The sequence below is a fragment of the Bradyrhizobium sp. cf659 genome (assembly GCF_900113725.1).
GTDB lineage: Bacteria > Pseudomonadota > Alphaproteobacteria > Rhizobiales > Xanthobacteraceae > Bradyrhizobium.
This window is the reverse complement of sequence record NZ_FOQJ01000001.1, coordinates 282,535-301,407: the sequence shown is the minus strand read 5'-3', so window position 1 is coordinate 301,407 and position 18,873 is coordinate 282,535. Positions and strand designations below refer to the sequence as shown.

At 64.6% G+C, this 18,873-nt stretch carries 18 protein-coding genes; 2 read left to right on the top strand and 16 right to left on the bottom strand.

Annotated elements, in window-relative coordinates:
• Positions 1 to 68: 68 nt before the first annotated feature.
• From BM118_RS01465 to BM118_RS01400, 14 genes are all read right to left on the bottom strand, one after another.
• On the bottom strand, positions 69 to 1,310 hold the full coding sequence (locus BM118_RS01465; protein ID WP_092181260.1) for a threonine synthase: 1,242 nt from the start codon (positions 1,308 to 1,310) through the stop codon (positions 69 to 71).
• A 143-nt stretch (positions 1,311 to 1,453) separates the two neighbouring features.
• Positions 1,454 to 2,875, bottom strand: coding sequence for a dihydrolipoyl dehydrogenase (lpdA, locus tag BM118_RS01460; RefSeq protein ID WP_092181257.1), 1,422 nt, complete (start codon positions 2,873 to 2,875; stop codon positions 1,454 to 1,456).
• A gap of 17 nt (positions 2,876 to 2,892) precedes the next feature.
• A complete protein-coding gene (locus BM118_RS01455) occupies positions 2,893 to 3,126 on the bottom strand; it encodes a hypothetical protein (protein ID WP_092181254.1) in 234 nt (77 codons plus the stop codon).
• 8 nt (positions 3,127 to 3,134) lie between these two features.
• A complete protein-coding gene (locus BM118_RS01450) occupies positions 3,135 to 4,484 on the bottom strand; it encodes a pyruvate dehydrogenase complex dihydrolipoamide acetyltransferase (RefSeq protein ID WP_092181250.1) in 1,350 nt (449 codons plus the stop codon).
• Positions 4,485 to 4,546: 62 nt separating this feature from the next.
• Positions 4,547 to 4,999 carry a nucleoside deaminase gene (locus tag BM118_RS01445; RefSeq protein WP_092181246.1) on the bottom strand — a complete coding sequence of 151 codons (453 nt, stop codon included), beginning with the start codon at positions 4,997 to 4,999 and terminating at the stop codon, positions 4,547 to 4,549.
• Positions 5,000 to 5,001: 2 nt separating this feature from the next.
• Positions 5,002 to 5,304 (bottom strand): DUF5076 domain-containing protein, encoded by a 303-nt coding sequence (locus BM118_RS01440; protein ID WP_092181243.1) that lies wholly within the window; start codon positions 5,302 to 5,304, stop codon positions 5,002 to 5,004.
• 3 nt (positions 5,305 to 5,307) lie between these two features.
• A complete protein-coding gene (locus BM118_RS01435) occupies positions 5,308 to 6,696 on the bottom strand; it encodes a pyruvate dehydrogenase complex E1 component subunit beta (RefSeq protein WP_092181239.1) in 1,389 nt (462 codons plus the stop codon).
• Between the two features lie 29 nt (positions 6,697 to 6,725).
• The gene (pdhA, locus tag BM118_RS01430) at positions 6,726 to 7,748 is read right to left on the bottom strand and encodes a pyruvate dehydrogenase (acetyl-transferring) E1 component subunit alpha (RefSeq protein ID WP_027548265.1); all 1,023 of its coding nucleotides are present in this window, start codon (positions 7,746 to 7,748) and stop codon (positions 6,726 to 6,728) included.
• A gap of 225 nt (positions 7,749 to 7,973) precedes the next feature.
• Positions 7,974 to 9,491 (bottom strand): aldehyde dehydrogenase, encoded by a 1,518-nt coding sequence (adh, locus tag BM118_RS01425; protein ID WP_092181235.1) that lies wholly within the window; start codon positions 9,489 to 9,491, stop codon positions 7,974 to 7,976.
• A gap of 316 nt (positions 9,492 to 9,807) precedes the next feature.
• Entirely contained in the window at positions 9,808 to 10,767 is a 960-nt protein-coding gene (locus BM118_RS01420; RefSeq protein ID WP_177233930.1) for a helix-turn-helix domain-containing protein, read from the bottom strand.
• Between the two features lie 219 nt (positions 10,768 to 10,986).
• Positions 10,987 to 11,304 carry an FtsB family cell division protein gene (locus BM118_RS01415; protein WP_011087554.1) on the bottom strand — a complete coding sequence of 106 codons (318 nt, stop codon included), beginning with the start codon at positions 11,302 to 11,304 and terminating at the stop codon, positions 10,987 to 10,989.
• Positions 11,305 to 11,503: 199 nt separating this feature from the next.
• Entirely contained in the window at positions 11,504 to 12,055 is a 552-nt protein-coding gene (locus BM118_RS01410; RefSeq protein WP_092181229.1) for an NADPH-dependent FMN reductase, read from the bottom strand.
• Between the two features lie 227 nt (positions 12,056 to 12,282).
• Positions 12,283 to 13,281 carry an MBL fold metallo-hydrolase gene (locus BM118_RS01405; protein ID WP_092181227.1) on the bottom strand — a complete coding sequence of 333 codons (999 nt, stop codon included), beginning with the start codon at positions 13,279 to 13,281 and terminating at the stop codon, positions 12,283 to 12,285.
• A gap of 110 nt (positions 13,282 to 13,391) precedes the next feature.
• Complete coding sequence (locus BM118_RS01400; protein WP_244550029.1) at positions 13,392 to 14,342, bottom strand: AraC family transcriptional regulator; 951 nt, start codon at positions 14,340 to 14,342, stop codon at positions 13,392 to 13,394.
• 146 nt (positions 14,343 to 14,488) lie between these two features.
• On the opposite strand from BM118_RS01400, the gene BM118_RS01395 reads away from it, so the two are divergent.
• Positions 14,489 to 15,226: an SDR family oxidoreductase gene (locus BM118_RS01395; RefSeq protein ID WP_092181224.1), complete on the top strand. Its 738-nt coding sequence runs from the start codon at positions 14,489 to 14,491 to the stop codon at positions 15,224 to 15,226.
• 29 nt (positions 15,227 to 15,255) lie between these two features.
• On the opposite strand, the gene BM118_RS01390 is transcribed toward BM118_RS01395, so the two are convergent.
• Entirely contained in the window at positions 15,256 to 16,392 is a 1,137-nt protein-coding gene (locus BM118_RS01390) for a zinc-binding dehydrogenase (RefSeq protein WP_092181221.1), read from the bottom strand.
• Between the two features lie 33 nt (positions 16,393 to 16,425).
• Complete coding sequence (eno, locus tag BM118_RS01385; protein ID WP_092181218.1) at positions 16,426 to 17,709, bottom strand: phosphopyruvate hydratase; 1,284 nt, start codon at positions 17,707 to 17,709, stop codon at positions 16,426 to 16,428.
• A gap of 177 nt (positions 17,710 to 17,886) precedes the next feature.
• Here eno and BM118_RS01380 point away from each other — a divergent pair, with 177 nt between their 5' ends.
• The gene (locus tag BM118_RS01380; protein ID WP_092181215.1) at positions 17,887 to 18,864 is read left to right on the top strand and encodes a Vgb family protein; all 978 of its coding nucleotides are present in this window, start codon (positions 17,887 to 17,889) and stop codon (positions 18,862 to 18,864) included.
• Positions 18,865 to 18,873 lie beyond the last annotated feature (9 nt).

Below are 18,873 nucleotides of genomic sequence, written 5' to 3'. Positions count from 1 at the left end.
TCTCATTCGCGGAGAGAGGCCCCTCACCCCAACCCTCTCCCCGTAAGAACGGGGAGAGGGAGAGATTTCTAGAACTGCGAGAAGTCGATTGGCTTGTGCCGATCCAGCGTGCGGGTGACCGGCGGCAGCGGGTATTTCAGGCCGGTCGCGCAGTTGAACAACATCACGCGGTCGGTCTTGCTGACGCGGCCATCGGCAAGGCTTTCCTTGTAGGCGGCGTAGGTCGCGGCGCCCTCGGGGCACAGCAAAAGCCCCTCCTCGCGCGCGACCTCGCTGAGCGCCGCCGAGATCTTGTCGTCGTCGACTGCGATGGCAAAGCCCTTGCTCTCGCGCACCGCGCGCAAAATCAGGAAATCGCCGATCGCCTGCGGCACACGGATGCCCGACGCGATGGTGTGGGCGTCCTCCCAGCGCGTCGCATGCTCGGTGCCGGCCTCGTAGGCCCGCACCATCGGCGCGCAGCCCGAGGCCTGCACCGCGACCATGCGCGGACGTTTTGAGCCGATGAAGCCGATCTTCTCAAGCTCGTCGAAGGCCTTCCACATGCCGATCAGGCCGGTGCCGCCGCCGGTGGGATAGAAGATCACGTCGGGCACGTCCCAGCCGAGCTGCTCGGCGAGCTCGAGGCCCATCGTCTTCTTGCCTTCGATGCGGTACGGCTCCTTCAGCGTGGACGTGTCGAACCAGCCGACCTTCGCCTTGCCCTCGCCGACGATCTTGCCGCAATCGTCGATATAGCCGTTGACGCGGTAGACGGTCGCGCCCTGGAGCTCGATCTCGCTGACGTTCACCTCGGGCGTGTCGGCCGGGCAGAAGATCGTGGTCTTGATGCCGCAGGACGTTGCATAGGCCGCAAGCGCCGCACCGGCATTGCCGTTGGTCGGCATCGCCATGTGCTTGATGCCGAGCGCCTTGCCCATCGACACCGCCATCACGAGGCCGCGCGCCTTGAACGAGCCGGTCGGCAGCCGCCCCTCGTCCTTCACGATGATCTCACCGCCGCCGAGCTTCTTCCCGAGCTTCGGCAGCCGGATCAGCGGCGTCGTGACCTCGCCGAGCGAGACGATGTCCTTGCATTTGCGCACCGGCAGCAGTTCGCGATAACGCCACACGTCGGCGGGGCGCTGGCTGAGTGCGTCCTTGGTCAGAGCCTTCTTCACACCGGCGAGGTCATAGCGCACCAGCAGCGGCTTGCCGGCTTTCGAGAGGTTGTGGACCTGGTCAGCGGCGTAATGGTCGCCTTCCATCGCGCATTCGAGATGGGTGACGAAGGTCGGGCGTTCGATGGTGAGGTTGTCGTTGTCGTGCATGGGTGATTTCCTTCTTATTTTGCAAACGGCTCTCTCCGCTCGTCATTGCGAGCGCAGCGAAGCAATCCAGAATCTTTCCGCAGAGGCAGTCTGGATTGCTTCGCTTCGCTCGCAATGACGGCGGTGGGCGGCGATGGCGCCCGTCAGATATTCAACACCCGCCCGTACGCATCCAGCACGGCTTCCTTCATCATCTCCGACAGGGTCGGATGCGGGAACACCGTGTGCATCAGCTCTTCTTCCGTGGTCTCCAGATTCATGGCGACGACGTAGCCCTGGATCAGCTCGGTGACTTCCGCGCCGACCATGTGGGCGCCGAGCAGCTGGCCGGTCTTCTTGTCGAAGATCACCTTGACCAGGCCCTGGTCCTCGCCGAGCGCGATGGCCTTGCCGTTGCCGACGAAGGGGAAGCGGCCGACGCGGATCTCGCGGCCGTTCTCCTTGGCCTTGGCTTCGGTGAGACCGACGGAAGCGACCTGCGGGTTGCAATAGGTGCAGCCCGGGATCAGGTTCTTGTCCATGGGGTGCGGATGCAGGCCCTTGATCGCCTCGACGCAGACCACGCCCTCATGCTCGGCCTTGTGCGCGAGCATGGGGGGACCTGCGACGTCGCCGATGGCGTAGATGCCGGGCACGTTGGTCTTGCCGTAGCCGTCGATCACGATGCAGCCGCGGTCGGTTTTGACGCCGAGCTTTTCGAGGCCGAGATTCTCGATGTTGCCGACGACGCCGACCGCCGAGATCACGCGCTCGAACTCGGTGGTGACAGGCTTGCCCTTGCCGTCGTCGATGGTGGCGACGACGCTGTCGGCCTTCTTCTCCAGCTTGGTCACCTTGGTCGAGGACATGATCTTGATGCCCTGCTTCTCCAGGCGCTTGCGGGCAAGGCCCGCGATCTCCGCGTCCTCGACGGGCAGGATCTGCGGCAGCACCTCGACCACGGTGACGTCGGAGCCCATGGTGTGGAAGAACGAGGCGAATTCGATGCCGATCGCGCCGGAGCCGACGACCAGCAGCGACTTCGGCATCTTCTCCGGCACCATCGCCTCGAAATAGGTCCAGATCAGCTTCTTGTCGGGCTCGAGCCCCGGCAGCACGCGCGGCCGCGCGCCGGTCGCAACGATGATGTGCTTGGCCTGGTAAGTCCCCTCGCCCAGCGCACCCTTCGGGCCCTCGACGTCGGACTTCTTCACGGTGACCTTGCCGGGCGCGTCGATCGAGGCGGCGCCCCAGATCACGCTGACCTTGTTCTTCTTCATCAGGAAGCCGACACCGTCGTTGAGCCGCTTGGAGACGCCGCGCGAGCGCTGCACCACGGCCTTCGGGTCGAACGAAACCTTCTCAGCCGACAGGCCGTAGTCCTTGGCATGCTGCATGTAGTGATAGATTTCGGCAGAGCGCAGCAGCGCCTTGGTCGGGATGCAGCCCCAGTTCAGGCAGATGCCGCCGAGGTAGGATTTTTCGACGATCGCGACCTTGAAGCCGAGCTGGGCGGCGCGGATCGCGGTGACATAGCCGCCGGGACCGGAGCCGATGATGATGATGTCGAAGGATGTATCGGCCATGGCGGCTCCCGTTCAACTCAAGCGGTCGTTGCGCCGCGGGCGCGGCGGTTGAGGATGTAAGTTCTGATCAGCCATTCCGCGAGAATGACCGCTGCCATGACGGCGAAGATGGTGAGCGCGATCGGCGCCCAGATGTTGCGCGACAGCGCTTCGCCGGCGAAGAAGGCGGCTTCAACGATGTCGCGGCCGGGCGGACTGAGCGTGAGGATCAGCGAAATCAGCATCGAGATCCAGGGCCAGCGCGTCCTCATGCGCCATCTCAGACCATCATCATGACGGGATTTTCGATCAGCTGCTTGAACGCGCCGATCAGCTCGGCACCGAGCGCGCCGTCGATGGCGCGGTGATCGCAGGACAAGGTCACGCTCATCATGTGCGCGATCTCGATCTTGCCGCCGCGCACGACGGGGCGCTCCTCGCTGGTGCCGACCGCGAGGATGGTGGCATGCGGCGGGTTGATCACGGCGGTGAAGTGGCTGATGCCGTACATGCCGAGGTTGGACACGGCGGTGGTGCCGCCCTGGTATTCCTCCGGCTTCAGCTTGCGCGAGCGGGCGCGCGCGGCAAAATCCTTCATCTCGTTGGAGATGGTGGAGAGCGTCTTGGTCTCCGCTTTCCGGATGATCGGCGTGATCAGGCCGCCGGGCATCGCCACCGCAACGCCGACGTCGGAATGATGATGCTTGACCATGCCGCTCTCGGTCCAGCTCACATTGCAGTTCGGGATCTTCTGGAGCGCGACCGCCATCGCCTTGATGACGAAGTCGTTGACCGAGATCTTGTAGAGCGGCTTCTTCTCCTTGTCCTTCGGAGCTGCCGCATTGATCTCCTCGCGCGCGGCGAGCAGCTTGCCGATGTCGCAGTCGATGGTGAGGTAGAAATGCGGGACGTTCTGGATCGACGCGGTCAGGCGCTGCGCGATCGTGCGGCGCATGCCGTCATGCGGGACGATGTCGTAGGAGCCCGGCTCGAACAGCGACAGGATCTGCTTGTCCGACATGGTCGGCGCGATCGCGGGCGCGCCTGACGGCGCCGCGGCGGGCGCCTTGAGGCCCTTGCCGGACTTGGCCTGCTCGACGTCGCGGGCGACGACACGACCGTGCGGGCCGGTGCCTGATACCATCGACACGTCGATGCCCGCGTCCTTGGCGAGGCGACGCGCCAGCGGCGATGAGAACACGCGGCCGCCATGGCCGTTGCTCTGAGCAGCCGGTGCGGCAGCCTGCGGCGCAGGTGTGGCGGCGGGCGCCGGAGCAGCCTTGGGGGCGGCAGGCGCCGGCGCTGGCGCAGCAGCGGGAGCTTCAGCAGCCTTCGGAGGCGCGGCCGAAGCGCTGGGCTTCGCAGCACCTGCGGCCTTCACGTCCTCACCCTCCCCGGCCAGCACGGCGATCACGTCATTGACCGGGACGTCCTGCGTGCCTTCGGGCACCAGGATCTTGGCGATCGTGCCCTCGTCGATGGCCTCGACCTCCATGGTCGCCTTGTCGGTCTCGATCTCGGCGATGACATCGCCGGATTTGACCTTGTCGCCTTCCTTCTTCAGCCACTTGGCGAGGTTGCCCTTCTCCATCGTCGGCGAGAGAGCGGGCATCAGGATGTTGATGGGCATGCTGACCTCAAGAAGAACTTTTCAAAACGTCGTCTCCGACAGCGAAGACGAACAGACCAGGTTTAGTTGCCGATGTCGCCTTGCCACAGGCGCTCATTGGCCGGGATAGATCGCCAATTCTTCATCATGGTGATGGAGCGGTCGTCGGCAAGGTCGATCCAGGGGATGCCGAACTTGTCGAGAATGTCCTTCGAGCCCGGGAAGGTGACGGATTCGCCGATCACCACCAATTGGACCTTGAACAGAGCGAGCGCGCCGGCACACATCGAGCATGGCGACAGCGTGGTGTACATGACGGTGTCGTGGAACGACATCACGCCGGCCTCGCGCAGGCAGCTCATCTCGCCGTGCAGGATGACGTTTTTCTCCTGCACACGGTTGTTGTGGCCGCGGGCAATGATCTTGCCCTCCCGCGTCAGCACGGCGCCGATCGGCAGGCCGCCCTGCGCGATCGAGGCCTCCGCCTCGCGGATCGCCTCCAGCATGAAATCGAAGTGATAGGATTCGATCGCCACTGTCAGTGCCCCTTCCCGCGCGGCGTCGTGGTGCCGGTGTCTGTGGGACGCTCGATCTCGGCCTGAAACATCTCGAGGATCCGGTTCAGGGCGTCCTCCTCGGTATATTCGCTCTCGCGCGCATAGGCGCGCGCGGCGTGACGGGCAAGATCGACGAGCAAGAGGCCCCACATGTCGGGTTCCTCGAAGGCACGCTGGAACGCCATCGACAGCCCGCCGTCCAGCACGAACACGCGCAGGATCTCGACCGCGTCCTCGCGGGTCATGACGTCGGGTGGCAGTGGCTGCTCCTTCGGGCCCGCCATGGTCTACCTGTAGCAGACGGCTTTGGCGGCCTCGACGACTTCCGCCGCCGAAGGCAGCGCGAGCTTCTCCAGATTCGCGGCATAGGGCATCGGCACGTCCTTGCCGGAAACGCGCGCGACCGGCGCATCCAGATAGTCGAACGCGTTCTCCATGATCCGCGCGGCGATCTCGGCGCCGACGCCGCTCTGGGCCCAGCCCTCTTCCACCGTGACGGCGCGCCCCGTTTTCTTGACCGAGTTGACGATGGTCTCGGTGTCCATCGGACGCAGCGTGCGCAGGTCGATCACCTCGGCCTCGATGCCGTCCTTGGCGAGCTCGTCGGCCGCCTTCAGCGCATAGGTCATGCCGTTCGACCAGGAGATGATGGTGACATGGCTGCCGGAGCGCACGATGCGCGCCTTGCCGATCGGAATCACGAAGTCGTCGAGCTTGGGCACTTCGCCGGTGTGGCCGTAAAGCACCTCGTTCTCGAGGAAGATCACCGGATTGGGATCGCGGATCGCTGCCTTGAGCAGGCCCTTGTAATCCGCGGCCGAGAACGGCGCGACGACCTTGAGACCCGGGACGTTCGAATACCAGGACGAATAGTCCTGGCTGTGCTGGGCGGCGACGCGCGCGGCGGCGCCATTGGGCCCGCGGAACACGATCGAGCAGCCCATCTGGCCGCCGGACATGTACAGCGTCTTGGCCGCGGAGTTGATGATCTGGTCGATCGCCTGCATGGCGAAGTTGAAGGTCATGAACTCGACGACCGGCTTCAACCCGGTCATCGCGGCACCGACGCCGATGCCGGCAAAGCCGTGCTCGGTGATCGGCGTGTCGATCACGCGCTTGGCGCCGAATTCCTGGAGCAAGCCCTGGGTGACCTTGTAGGCGCCCTGATACTCGGCAACCTCTTCGCCCATCACGAAGACGTCGGCGTCACGGCGCATCTCTTCGGCCATGGCATCGCGCAGCGCCTCGCGGATGGTCTGCGTCACCATCTCGGTGCCGGCGGGCACTTCCGGATCGGGCTCGGCGACGGCTTGCGGCGCGGGCGCAGCCTTGGGCGCGGGTGCCTCGGCCTTTGCGGCGGCAGGGGCTGCGGATTCAGCGGCCTTCTGCTGCGGGGCCGGCGCGGGCGCCTTGGCGAGATCAGCGGCGCTCTCACCGTCGGCAAGAATCGTCGCGATCGGCGTGTTGACGGCGACGTCGGCGGTGCCTTCGGGGATCAGGATCTTGCCGAGCGTACCTTCGTCGGTCGCCTCGACCTCCATGGTCGCCTTGTCGGTCTCGATCTCGGCGATGACATCGCCGGACTTGATCGTCTCACCCTCTTTTTTCAGCCATTTGGCGAGGTTGCCCTTCTCCATCGTGGGCGACAACGCGGGCATCAGCACTTGAATTGGCATATCGACTCCAAAAGAAAGCTTGCGCGCGTTCAGCGGTAAATGTCGGTCCAGAGCTCGGCGGCATCCGGCTCGGGATCATGCTGGGCGAAATCGGCGGACGCGTTGACGATGTCGCGCACCTCGGCGTCGATCGCCTTGAGGTCGGCCTCGCTCACCTTGGCGGCCAGCAGGCGGTTGCGCACCTGCTCGATCGGGTCCTGGTCGTGGCGGACCTTCTCGACCTCCTCGCGCGTGCGGTATTTTGCAGGATCGGACATCGAGTGGCCGCGATAGCGGTAGGTCTGCATTTCAAGGATGAAGGGGCCCTTGCCGGCGCGGCACCACGCGGCCGCCTCGTCGCCGGCGGCCTTCACGGCGCGGACGTCCATGCCGTCGACCTGTTGGCCGGGGATGTTGAACGACGCGCCGCGCTTGGAGAAGTCCTGCTGCGCCGAAGCGCGCGAGACCGCGGTGCCCATGGCGTAGCGGTTGTTCTCGATGACGTAGATCACCGGCAGCTTCCAGAGCTCCGCCATGTTGAAGCTCTCATAGACCTGGCCCTGGTTGGCGGCACCGTCGCCGAAATAGGTGACGCTGACATTGCCGTTGCCGCGATAGTTGTTGGCGAAGGCGAGACCCGTGCCGAGCGAGACCTGGGCGCCGACGATGCCGTGGCCGCCGTAAAAGTGCTTCTCCTTGCTGAACATATGCATGGAGCCGCCCTTGCCCTTGGAATAGCCGCCGCGCCGGCCGGTGAGCTCGGCCATGACGCCGTTGGCCTCCATGCCGGTGGCAAGCATGTGACCGTGATCGCGATAGCCGGTAATGACCTGATCGCCCTCTTTCAGGGCCATCTGCATGCCGACCACCACGGCCTCCTGGCCGATATAGAGGTGGCAGAAGCCGCCGATCGCGCCCATGCCGTAGAGCTGGCCGGCCTTTTCCTCGAATCGCCGGATCAGGAGCATGTCGCGGAGCGCCTTCAGCTCCTGCTCCCTGGTGAATTCCGGGGGCGAACCGCCGTTGGTCTTGTCCTGTGGAGCGCTTGCGGCGGCTTTCTTGGGTGCGGCCATGGGAATTCCGGGTCAGAGAAAACTTTCGTCCTCTCTAACCCAAGTCAAACACCCTTGGAAAGCACCGCGGCGGCATGGCACGACTTTCATTATGCCGCACTGCAACGTGGCCGAAATATTGGAAAATCTTTGGCGCTGATCAGGCAACAAATCTAACGCCGCGCCGGCCGGGTCCCGTTTGCCGGAACGAGCGGCGCCAAAACGGCGCCGCCCGCTCCTGTCCGATCAGAAGAAGCCGAGCTTCTTCGGGCTGTAGCTGACCAGGAGATTCTTGGTCTGCTGGTAGTGATCGAGCATCATCTTGTGGGTCTCGCGACCGACGCCCGACTGCTTGTAGCCGCCGAACGCCGCATGCGCCGGATAGGCATGGTAGCAATTGGTCCAGACTCGGCCGGCCTGGATCGCCCGGCCGAAGCGGTAGCAGCGGTTGGCATCGCGGCTCCAGACACCGGCGCCGAGACCGTAGAGCGTGTCGTTGGCGATCGCGAGCGCTTCGTCATCGGTCTTGAAGGTCGTGACCGAGACGACGGGGCCAAAGATCTCCTCCTGGAAGATTCGCATCTTGTTGTGGCCCTCGAACACCGTCGGCTGGACGTAGAAGCCGCCGGAAAGATCGCCGCCGAGATCCGCACGTCCGCCGCCGGCCAGCACCTTGGCACCCTCCTGCTTGCCGATGTCGATATAGGAGAGGATCTTGGCGAGCTGCTCGCCCGAGGCCTGCGCGCCGATCATGGTGTCGGCCGCACGCGGGTCGCCCTGCTTGATCGCGGCGACGCGCTTCAGCGACCGCTCCATGAAGCGGTCGTAGATGTCGGCGTGAACCAACGCGCGGCTCGGACAGGTGCAGACCTCGCCCTGGTTCAGCGCGAACATGACGAAGCCTTCGATCGCCTTGTCGAAGAAGTCGTCGTCCTCAGCGGTGACGTCCTTGAAGAAGATGTTCGGCGACTTGCCGCCGAGCTCCAGCGTGACCGGGATCAGGTTCTGGCTGGCATATTGCATGATCAGCCGGCCCGTCGTGGTCTCGCCGGTGAAGGCGATCTTGGCGATGCGCGGGCTCGAGGCCAGCGGCTTGCCGGCTTCGAGGCCAAAGCCGTTGACGATATTGAGGACGCCGGGCGGCAGCAGGTCGCCGATGATCTCGGCCCAGACCATGATCGAGGCCGGGGTCTGCTCGGCGGGCTTGAGCACGACGCAATTGCCGGCGGCGAGCGCAGGGGCGAGCTTCCAGCAAGCCATCAGCAGCGGGAAGTTCCAGGGGATGATCTGGCCGACGACGCCGAGCGGCTCGTGGAAATGATAGGCGATGGTGTCGTGGTCGATCTCGCCGATCGAGCCCTCCTGGGCGCGGACGACGCCGGCGAAATAGCGGAAGTGATCGATGGCGAGCGGGATGTCGGCCGCGCGGGTCTCGCGGATCGGCTTGCCGTTGTCCCAGGTCTCAGCGATCGCGAGGCGCTCGAGATTTTCTTCCATGCGGTCGGCGATCTTGTTCAGGATCGCGGCACGCTCGGCGACGCTGGTGCTCCCCCAGGCGGCCTTGGCGGCATGCGCCGCGTCGAGGGCGGCTTCGACATCCTGCGCGTCGGAGCGCGCGATCTTGCAGACGATCTGTCCGTTCACCGGCGAGGCATTGTCGAAATACTTGCCGGAGATCGGCGCGACGAACTTGCCGCCGATGAAATTGTCATAGCGCTCGGCGAAGGGAACTTTGGTGACGTTGAGGAATTCCACCTTGTTCATTGATCACTCCCGATGTTTGCTGTTTGTGCAATTCGTCGCGTGGTCGCGACTTGCGCCGACGATGTATCGGGAGGCGTTTGCTGTCAGCCCGGGCGGGAGCGATGGAAGAGCGGACCTGTCGCAGAACTGCGACAGGTCCGACTGAGGCAAGTGCAAGGTGGAGCACACACGGCTTCCACATCGTCTTTGCGAGCGCTGCGAAGCAATCCAGAGTCCCTCCGCGGAAAGATTCTGGATTGGTTCGCGGAGCCTGTCATCGGGCCGCGCTTTGCGCGGACCCGTTGGCTCGCAATGACGGCTGAGGAGACTGCGGCCCTCAGTGGTTCAGCTCGAACCGCTTCAGCTTCCTGTGCAGCGTGGCGCGGCTGACGCCGAGGGCTTTGGCGGCCGCCGAAACATTGCCGCTCGCACGCAGCAGCGCCCGCTGCAACACCGCACGCTGACCGCCAGCGAGGTGGTCGCGCGCCGTATCGCCGCCGAGAAGATCGGCCGCGGGCACGGGCCGCAACGCCCGGCCGGGCGCGAGCCCCAGTCCCACCCGGGCGGAGCGGGTCGCGCCGATCACGAGGTCGTCCGCATCGACCGCGACGAGGCCGCCGCACTGGCCGTCCGCAGCTTGCGTCAGCACGATGCGGGCATGGGCGAAAGCCCGGCGGAACAAGTCGGCCTCGATGCGCCTTGCCGCCTCGCCCGCCGCAAGCGCGATCAGATTGGAAAACGCGTCGGTCCGGTCGGCGCGGCAGGAGGAGACGTCGAGCACGCCGGCAAACGCCCCCTCGTGGTCGTAGATCGGAACGGCGGTGCAGCTCAACAGCGTGTTGCGCGTGAAGAAGTGCTGGTCGCGGTCGATCGTCAGCGGCCGCTGTTCGACCACGCAGGTGCCGATGCCATTGGTGCCCTCGTGCTCCTCGCTCCAGAGCGCACCGGTCCACAGGCCCCAGGATTGAAAGGTGGTGTCGTCCGCCGGCGTGCCGCGACGATCGACCGGCACCCCCTCGCCGTCGGCCAGCAGCACGCAGCAGCCGGCGGCGCCAACCGCCTGGTAGAGCCGGTCCATCGCGCCTTGCGCAGCGGCGAGCAGCGGCGCGATACGCTCGCGCGCCTCGCGGAGTTCCGCGTCGGTCAGCCGCTGCGGCAGGCCACGGCCTGAGGGATCGAGATGATGCAGTCGGGACGAACGGCGCCAGGAGGCCACGAGCGCGGAGCGAGCCGCCTGGCCTGATGCAATAGCGGCTTCGACACGAGCCGCGTGATGCTGGGGCATTGACCCATTCATCACCGTTTCCTCCGGGTGGCAATTTACGACGTGCCGGCGCGGCCTGATTGATCTCGGTCAATCTTGGGGAGCGGTTGCGCCGCACAAGCCATGCCCTCGCCGGCGCCGTTGCGTCAAGGCGGCAAAGCGACTGCGGTCTTGCGACTTTTGGCGTGATGGAGAAGGAGGCGGCCGGGCTCGGGCCGGCTTTCGATCCCAGTTTCGAAACCCGCGCAAACGCTAGTTCGGCGGGATCATCCGAACGAGATCGCGCGGATTGACGTAATCGAGCTGGAAGCGCGCCCGCTCGTCCAGCATGTCGGGATCGATCCTCGCGGAACGCAGCAGCGACACGCGCTGCTCGCTCCTGGCGCGCTCGCGCTTGAGCTGGGCCAGCTCGCTCGTGAGCGCGATGATCTCCTGGTCGAGTTCCTGGCGGGCGTTGAGGCCGTATTTGCCGGTATAGGCGTTGACGCCGAAATAGCCGACGATGGCGGCCGCCATCGCGTAGAGGGCGAGACCGGTCAGAATCGATTTGAGGCGCGCGCGGGAGACCATCTTCGGAAGATGGGGGAGTTTGGTTAAGGGAGCGCTAATGCGCCCTGCCCGCGCCACCAATCGTCATCGTCATGCCCGGCCTTGTGCCGGGCCGGGCATCCACGTTCTTCGTCGTCGCAAGCAAGAACGTGGATGGCCGGGACATCTGGCGCGAAGACGCGCTTCGCGCTTTTGCCCGGCCATGACGGAGAGCGCGTCCTCAGCCGTGATGCTTGGCCACGTGTGCTGCGAAGGCGTCGATATAGGCCTGGAGCACGGTCTTGAGCGAGTCCTTGGCCAGGTTACCCTCCGCATCGAAGGCGTCGCCAACCGCGTTCAGGTAGGTCTCGGGCTGCTGCATGATCGGGCCGGCAATGCCCGGCAGGATGTTCTGGAGCGTCTTGGCCGCGCTGACGCCGCCGAGCGGACCCGGCGAGTTCGAGATGATGCCGACCGGCTTGCCGTTGAACGAGCTCTTGCCATAGGGGCGCGAGGCGACGTCGATGGCGTTCTTCAGGACGCCCGGAATGGCGCGATTGTATTCGGGGGTGACGAACAGGACGCCGTCCGACTTCTGGAGCTTTTCGCGGAAGGCCAGCCAGTCCGCGGGCGGCGCGCCCTCGAGGTCCTGGTTGAAGAGGGAGATGCCCGCCAGCGTGATGACCTCGAGCTTGAGCGAGGCCGGCGCGAGCTTGGCGAGCGCATTGGCGATCTTCAGCGAAAAACTGTCCTTACGCAGGCTGCCGGCGATAACAACGACATTATAGGCCATGGGGGTCCTCGAAAACTGGAGCAGGAGTGCCGGGGCGGCACTTAAGCGATCTCGCCCAATCAATGCAAGTGCATGAACCAATCCGATTTGGAAACGCTGCGTTTCGCAAAAGCACCCGTCGCCCGGATGGAGCGAAGCGTAATCCGGGCTACGATTCCAGTGTGGATCCGGCCAAAGCAATCAGGCCGCCAAGCGGCGGCCTGATCTTTCGTGCAAATCTGTATCGATCAGATCGTCGGATTCCAGGCCGACGGGATCAGGCGATATTTGGCGCCGTCCTTCTCGACATGGCCGACCGAGGGGAAGGTGAAGTGGAAGCCGATCACGGTCGCCTTCTCGGCTGCCGCCATGTCGTAGAATTTGTGGCGCGTCTGCTGCGCCATCGCGGCGTCGGTGTCGAACATCACGTGCCAGTCCGGATTGCGCAGGAAGAACTCCGGAATGTTGGTGACGTCGGACTGGATCAGCACCTTGGCATCGCCGGACGCGACCGCAAACGAGGTGTGGCCGGGCGTATGGCCGGGCGTCGCGATCGAGGTGATGCCGGGCGCGACCTCCTTGCCCCACTCGTACTTGGTGACCTTGGATTCGAGGCCGGCGAAGGTCTTCTTCACGTTGGCGAAGTAGTTCTTCATCATCGGGTTGGACTCTGCCTTGGCGGCGTTGTCCTCGCTGGTCCAGAACTCCCAGTCCTTGCCCGGCACCATGATCTCCGCATTCGGGAAGGCGAGCGCGCCGTCGGCGAGGCGAATGCCGTTGGTGTGGTCGGGATGCAGATGCGAGAGCAGCACGACGTCGATGCTCTTGGAATCGATGCCGGCGGCCGCGAGATTTTGCAGCGTGCGGCCGACCGCGCCCTTGCTGGGCTCGAGATTGGCGACGCCGTTGCCGGTGTCGATCAGCACCAGCTTGGAGCCGGTGTTGATGAGCTGCGGATTGAACGGCACCGTGACCATGCCCTTGGGCATGTAGGCCGCCTCGCCCGCGGCGAGCGCCTCATCCTTGGGCGCGTTGACGACGAACTTGTCCGGCATCGGGAAGGTGCGCGCGCCGTCATTGATCGAGGTGCACTCTAAGCTGCCGACCTTGTAGCGATAGAAGCCGGGTGCCTGGGTCCCGGCTTGCGGCATTGAGGCATTGGCAATGGTCGGTCGAAGTCCGGTGGCGGCAGCCGCGCCGATGGCGGCAGCGCCTGCGAGCAGATGACGGCGATTGAGATCGGTCATGGAGAGGTCCCCTTCTGAGCCCTTGCGGTTTTCCGCTTTCAATGGCGGCGGAATAATCTCCCGCTTCGCTCAGAAGGCAAGACCTTCTTTCGGTGACGTGCCGTCGCACATCACGATAATTTATTCGAGGCGTCGGGGAATTTTTCGCCCGTGGCCTGTCCGCGCCAGTATCGCTTCGGTGCATGGCCGTAGACTCGCTTGAAGGCGTGCCCGAAGGCGCTCTCGGACGAGTATCCAAGCTGCGTGGCGGTTGCCGCAACGGTCGCTCCACGTCGCAACTGATCGCGTGCAAGCCGCATTCGCCATCGAAGCAGGTAGTCGAGCGGCGCCAGCCCCACCAGCGACTTGAACCGCTTTGAAAACGCGGATCGCGACATGGCGATCGCTACGGACAATGCGTCCAGGGTCCAGGGATGAGCGGCGTCTTCGTGCATCAGCCTGATGGCCTTGCCGATCCTGGCGTCGACCAGCGCGTTGATCCATCCAAGACCCTCGCCGGCACTCTGATCCAGCGCCGCGCGGAGCACCTGGACGAGTAGGACGTCGGCAAGCCTGTCGGTGAGTACGGCCGCTCCGATTCCCGTCCCCCTGATTTCAAGGTCGAGAATCCCAAGCGTGGAATGAATGACGGATGCCGACGGACTGCGCGATGGTATCAGCAGAAAGCGAGGGAGCGCATCGAGCAGCAATCCGGCGTCCGATGCTTCGAAACCGAAACTGCCGGCAAGCAGGACGGTATCGCTGCCCGCGTGACGCGCGACATCCGACTGCGCCCAATCGAACGCCGCAATGCCGTCTTCGGGAGCAAGGCGTTCGTCGTTGGCCAGAACATAGGCCGGCGCATTGGCCAGAAGAAAACAGTCGCCGGCGGCAAGCCGATGCCGGGCTTCGTCGCCGAAATCGATCCAGCAATCACCTCGGATGACCGCGCCGAACTTCAGGGAGGGTTTTGCGGGGAACCGATACGACCAATTGCCGCCCGCCTCGAACCTCGTGCAACGCGCGGCGCGAACGTCCAGGAGTGAGAAGACCTGAGACAAAGGGTCCGAGGCTTTGTCCAAGGCCTGATCCAAGCGTTTGGACGCGTGGTTGTCCGAGTGTCTGTCCAAGGCTTGATCCGATCTCGACGATTTTCGAGCACTTCGAGCATAGATTATCCTCGCTTCCGATGCGAAGTACATCTCGCAACGAACTGCATGGAACATCTATGACGGGCATCGCGGGCAAGGTCATCGCCATCACGGGCGCCAGCAGCGGAATTGGCGAGGCCGCCGCCCGGCATCTCGCCGAACGTGGCGCCATCGTGATCCTCGGCGCACGGCGCGCCGACAGGCTGGAGATGCTGGCCGCGAGCATCACGTCAACGGGCGGAAAGGCGTCGTGCCTCGTCACCGACGTCAGGCGACGCGAGGATGTCGCCGGGCTCGTCGGACTCGCAACGGACCGATACGGGAAGCTGGACGTCCTGATCAACAATGCGGGGATTGCCCCGATTTCGCGCCTGGACGATCTGAGGGTCGACGACTGGGACGACATGATCGACGTGAACGTGAAGGGCGTGCTCTACGGGATCGCCGCGGCCCTGCCCGTCTTTCGTCGTCAGGGCTTCGGCCATTTCGTCAACACCCTGTCGACCGCCGGCATCAAGATCGTTCCGACAATGGCCGTCTATGCGGGGTCGAAGAATGCCGTCAGGGCGATTTCCGAAGGGCTTCGTCAGGAGGCCGGCCCGTCGCTTCGGGTGACGACCATCTCACCCGGTTATGTCGACACCGAACTGCCGTCCTCCATGACGGATTCCGCATTACGGGAGCAAGGGCAGGCAAGCATGAAGGCGATGGCCATTCCGGCGAGCGCCATCGCGGAGGCGATGGCCTTCGCGATAGCGCAGCCGGATAGTGTGGACGTCGGCGAGATCGTCATTCGCCCCACGGCCCAGGCATAGATTCGATCAGGCCTGGACGCAGTCGCGCGTCACGACTTATTCGGGTTGATGAGGAATTTTTCGCCGGTGGCCCGTTTGGCGTACACCGCGATGTTGGCGGGATCGAGCGCCTCGGGAAGCGAGACCACCTTGGTGTAGTGGCTGGCGAAGGTGGTCTTCAGTTCATTCACGACGCGCTGGCGCAACCGTCCGATATCTGCCGGACCGATCTTCTGGAGGAACGGGGTCAGCAGCCAACCGCCGACGCCCCAGGCCATGCCGAAACCGCGCGGCAGTTCGATCGGACGGATATCGAGCGCGCCGTAGACATAGACCTGCTTGTGCACGCTGGAGCCGTAGCGGCTGTATTCCTTCGCGGTCTTGTTGATCGCGATTTCCATGCAGTTGAGGATGTCGCCGGCGAGCTTGCCGCCGCCGATGGCATCGAACGCGATGGTGGCGCCGGTCTCGACCAGCGCGGCGGTGAGATCGTCGAGGAAGCTCGGCGCGCTGGAGTCGACGACGTATTTGGCGCCGATCTTCTTCAGGATCTCTGCCTGCTCCTTGCTGCGCACGATGTTGACGAGCGGAATGCCGTCCTTGATGCAGATCTTGTTCAGCATCTGCCCGAGATTGGAGGCGGCCGCGGTATGCACCAACCCCTTGTGGCCTTCACGCCGCATGGTCTCGGTCATGCCGAGCGCGGTGAGCGGATTGACGAACCAGGATGCGCCCTCCGCCGCCGTCGTGCCGTCAGGCAATGGCTGGCAGTCCCTGGCCTTCAAGGTCCGGTATTGCGAATACATCGCGCCGCCGATCATCGCGACGGTCTTGCCCATCAGCGCCTTGGCAGCATCCGACGAGCCGGTCTTGATGACGACGCCGGCACCTTCATTGCCGACCGGCAGGGATTGGTCGAGCCGCGCCCCCATCGCGCGCATCGCACCATCAGGCACCTTTGCCGTGATGACGGGCGCCTGCTTCGTGCCCGAGGCCTTCGCCGTGCTCATGTCGGCGGCGCCGACGAGCAGGCCGAGATCGGACGGATTGATCGGCGCCGCCTCGACGCGGACGACGACCTCGTCCTCGGCGGGCTCGGGGGTCGGCACGTCGAGAAGCGAGATTTCCAGCTCGCCACTCGCCTTGATCAGCGAACGCAGTTGCAGTCCGGTGTTGCCATCGCTCATGTCGATCCTCCCTGTCCTTGTCGAAGCGCTGGCTTATGCCAGCGCCTTCAGTGCCGCCTTGCCGCCATAGAGCGCCTGCTTGCCGAGCTGCTGCTCGATGCGCAGGAGCTGATTGTATTTGGCGGTGCGGTCGGAACGCGCCAGGGAGCCGGTCTTGATCTGACCGCAGTTCGTGGCGACGGCGAGGTCGGCGATGGTGGAATCCTCGGTCTCACCGGAGCGGTGCGACATGACGGAGGTGTAGCCGGCCTTGTGCGCCATCTCGACGGCGGCGAGCGTCTCGGTCAGCGTGCCGATCTGGTTGACCTTGATCAGGATCGAGTTGGCCCGGCCCGCCTTGATGCCTTCGGCGAGGCGCTTGACGTTGGTGACGAAGAGATCGTCGCCGACGAGCTGACACTTCTTGCCGATGAGATCGGTGAGCTCCTTCCAGCCGTCCATGTCGTCTTCCGACATGCCGTCCTCGATGGTCACGATCGGATAACGCGCAACCAGGTCTGCAAGGTACTTGGCCTGCTCGGAGATCGAACGGGTCTTGCCCTCGCCTTCATAGACGTATTTGCCGCCCTTGAAGAACTCGGTCGAGGCGCAGTCGAGGCCGATCACGATGTCGCTGCCCGCCTTGAAGCCGGCCTTGCCGATCGCGTTCATGACGAATTCGAGCGCGGCGTCCGCCGACGGCAGGTTCGGGGCAAAGCCGCCCTCGTCGCCGACATTGGTGTTGTGGCCGGCCTTCTTCAGCTCCGACTTCAGCGTGTGGAAAACCTCCGCGCCGTAACGCAGGCCCTCGGCAAAGCTCGACGCGCCGACCGGCAGGATCATGAACTCCTGGAAGTCGATCGGGTTGTCGGCATGCACGCCGCCATTGATGATGTTCATCATCGGCACCGGCAACAGCCGCGCCGAGGTGCCGCCGACGTAACGGTAGAGCGGCATGTCGAGCGAGTTCGCGGCCGCCTTGGCGCAGGCGAGCGAGACGCCGAGGATGGCGTTGGCGCCCAGCCGGCTCTTGTTCGGTGTGCCGTCGAGATCGATCATGATCTGGTCGATCTGGGCCTGCTGCTCGACATCGAGGCCGCTCAAGGCCTCGAAGATCTCGCCGTTGACGGCGCCGACCGCCTTGGTGACGCCCTTGCCGAGATAGCGGGCCTTGTCGCCGTCGCGCAGTTCCACCGCCTCATGGGCGCCGGTGGAGGCGCCTGATGGCACCGCGGCGCGGCCGAGCGCGCCATCTTCCAGCACGACGTCGACCTCGACGGTGGGATTGCCACGGCTGTCGAGGATTTCGCGGCCGATGATGTCGATGATGGCGGTCATGATGTTGCACTTCCGTTCGTTAGGTTTGATCGGTTCGCCGCGGGTCTTACACGGAGCGCAAGCAAATGTGAACGCTTGGACGGCGTGCTTCGACTGACGCGCGAGGTGCCCGAGACTAAACTTGGCGGCATCTGGTCCGCGCGTCCAACCTCAATCCTAGACAGTCGGGGTAACGCCATGAATCGCCGCCAGTTTCTCGGCTCCAGCGCCGCCCTCCTCGCCGTTCGCCCATCTTTTGCGCAGGAGGGCCCGTTCCGGACGAAATATTTCCCCATCAGTGCCGGGATCGGCCTGCACGACCTCGCGCCGGCTCCCGACGGCACGGTCTGGTTCACCGCGCAGGGCAAGGGCATGCTCGGCAGGCTTGATCCGAAGGATGGCACCTTCAAGACCGTCAGCCTCGGCCAGGGCGCCGCGCCGCATGGCGTGACGATCGGCCCCGATGGCGCGCCCTGGATCACCGAGGGCGGCCAGAACGCGATCGCGCGGGTGGACCCGAAGGACCTCAAGGTCACGCTGTTCCGCCTGCCCGAAAAGTTCGCCTCCGCCAATCTCAATACCGGCGTGTTCGACAAGGAAGGCACCTACTGGTTCACCGGCCAGTCCGGCTATTACGGCCGGCTCGCGCCCAAGTCGGGTGAGATGAGCGTGTTCCGGGCGCCCAAGGGTGTCGGCCCCTATGGCATCACGGTGACGCCCAAGGGCGACGTCTGGTACGCCTCGCTCGCCGGCAGCCATATCACGAAGATCGATCTTGCGACCGGCAACGCGAGTGTGGTCGAGCCGCCAACGCCGAGCCAGGGATCGCGGCGCGTCTGGTCGGATTCGAAGAGCCGGATCTGGGTCAGCGAGTGGAACAGCGGCCATGTGTCGGTGCACGATCCTGCTGACGGCTCCTGGAAGACCTGGAAGCTGCCGGGCGAGCGTCCCCGCACCTACGCGGTCTATGTCGATAACAAGGACAAGGTCTGGCTGACCGATTTCTCCGCCAATGCCATCGTCCGCTTCGATCCCGCGACCGAGCGGTTCAGCGTCTTCGCCAGCGACAAGCCGAACGCCAATGTCCGCCAGCTCGACGGCAGGCCAGGCGAGCTCTGGGGCTGCGAGTCCGGCAACGACCGGATCGTCATGATCCAGACAATCGCCACTGGTTGACGGCAGCTC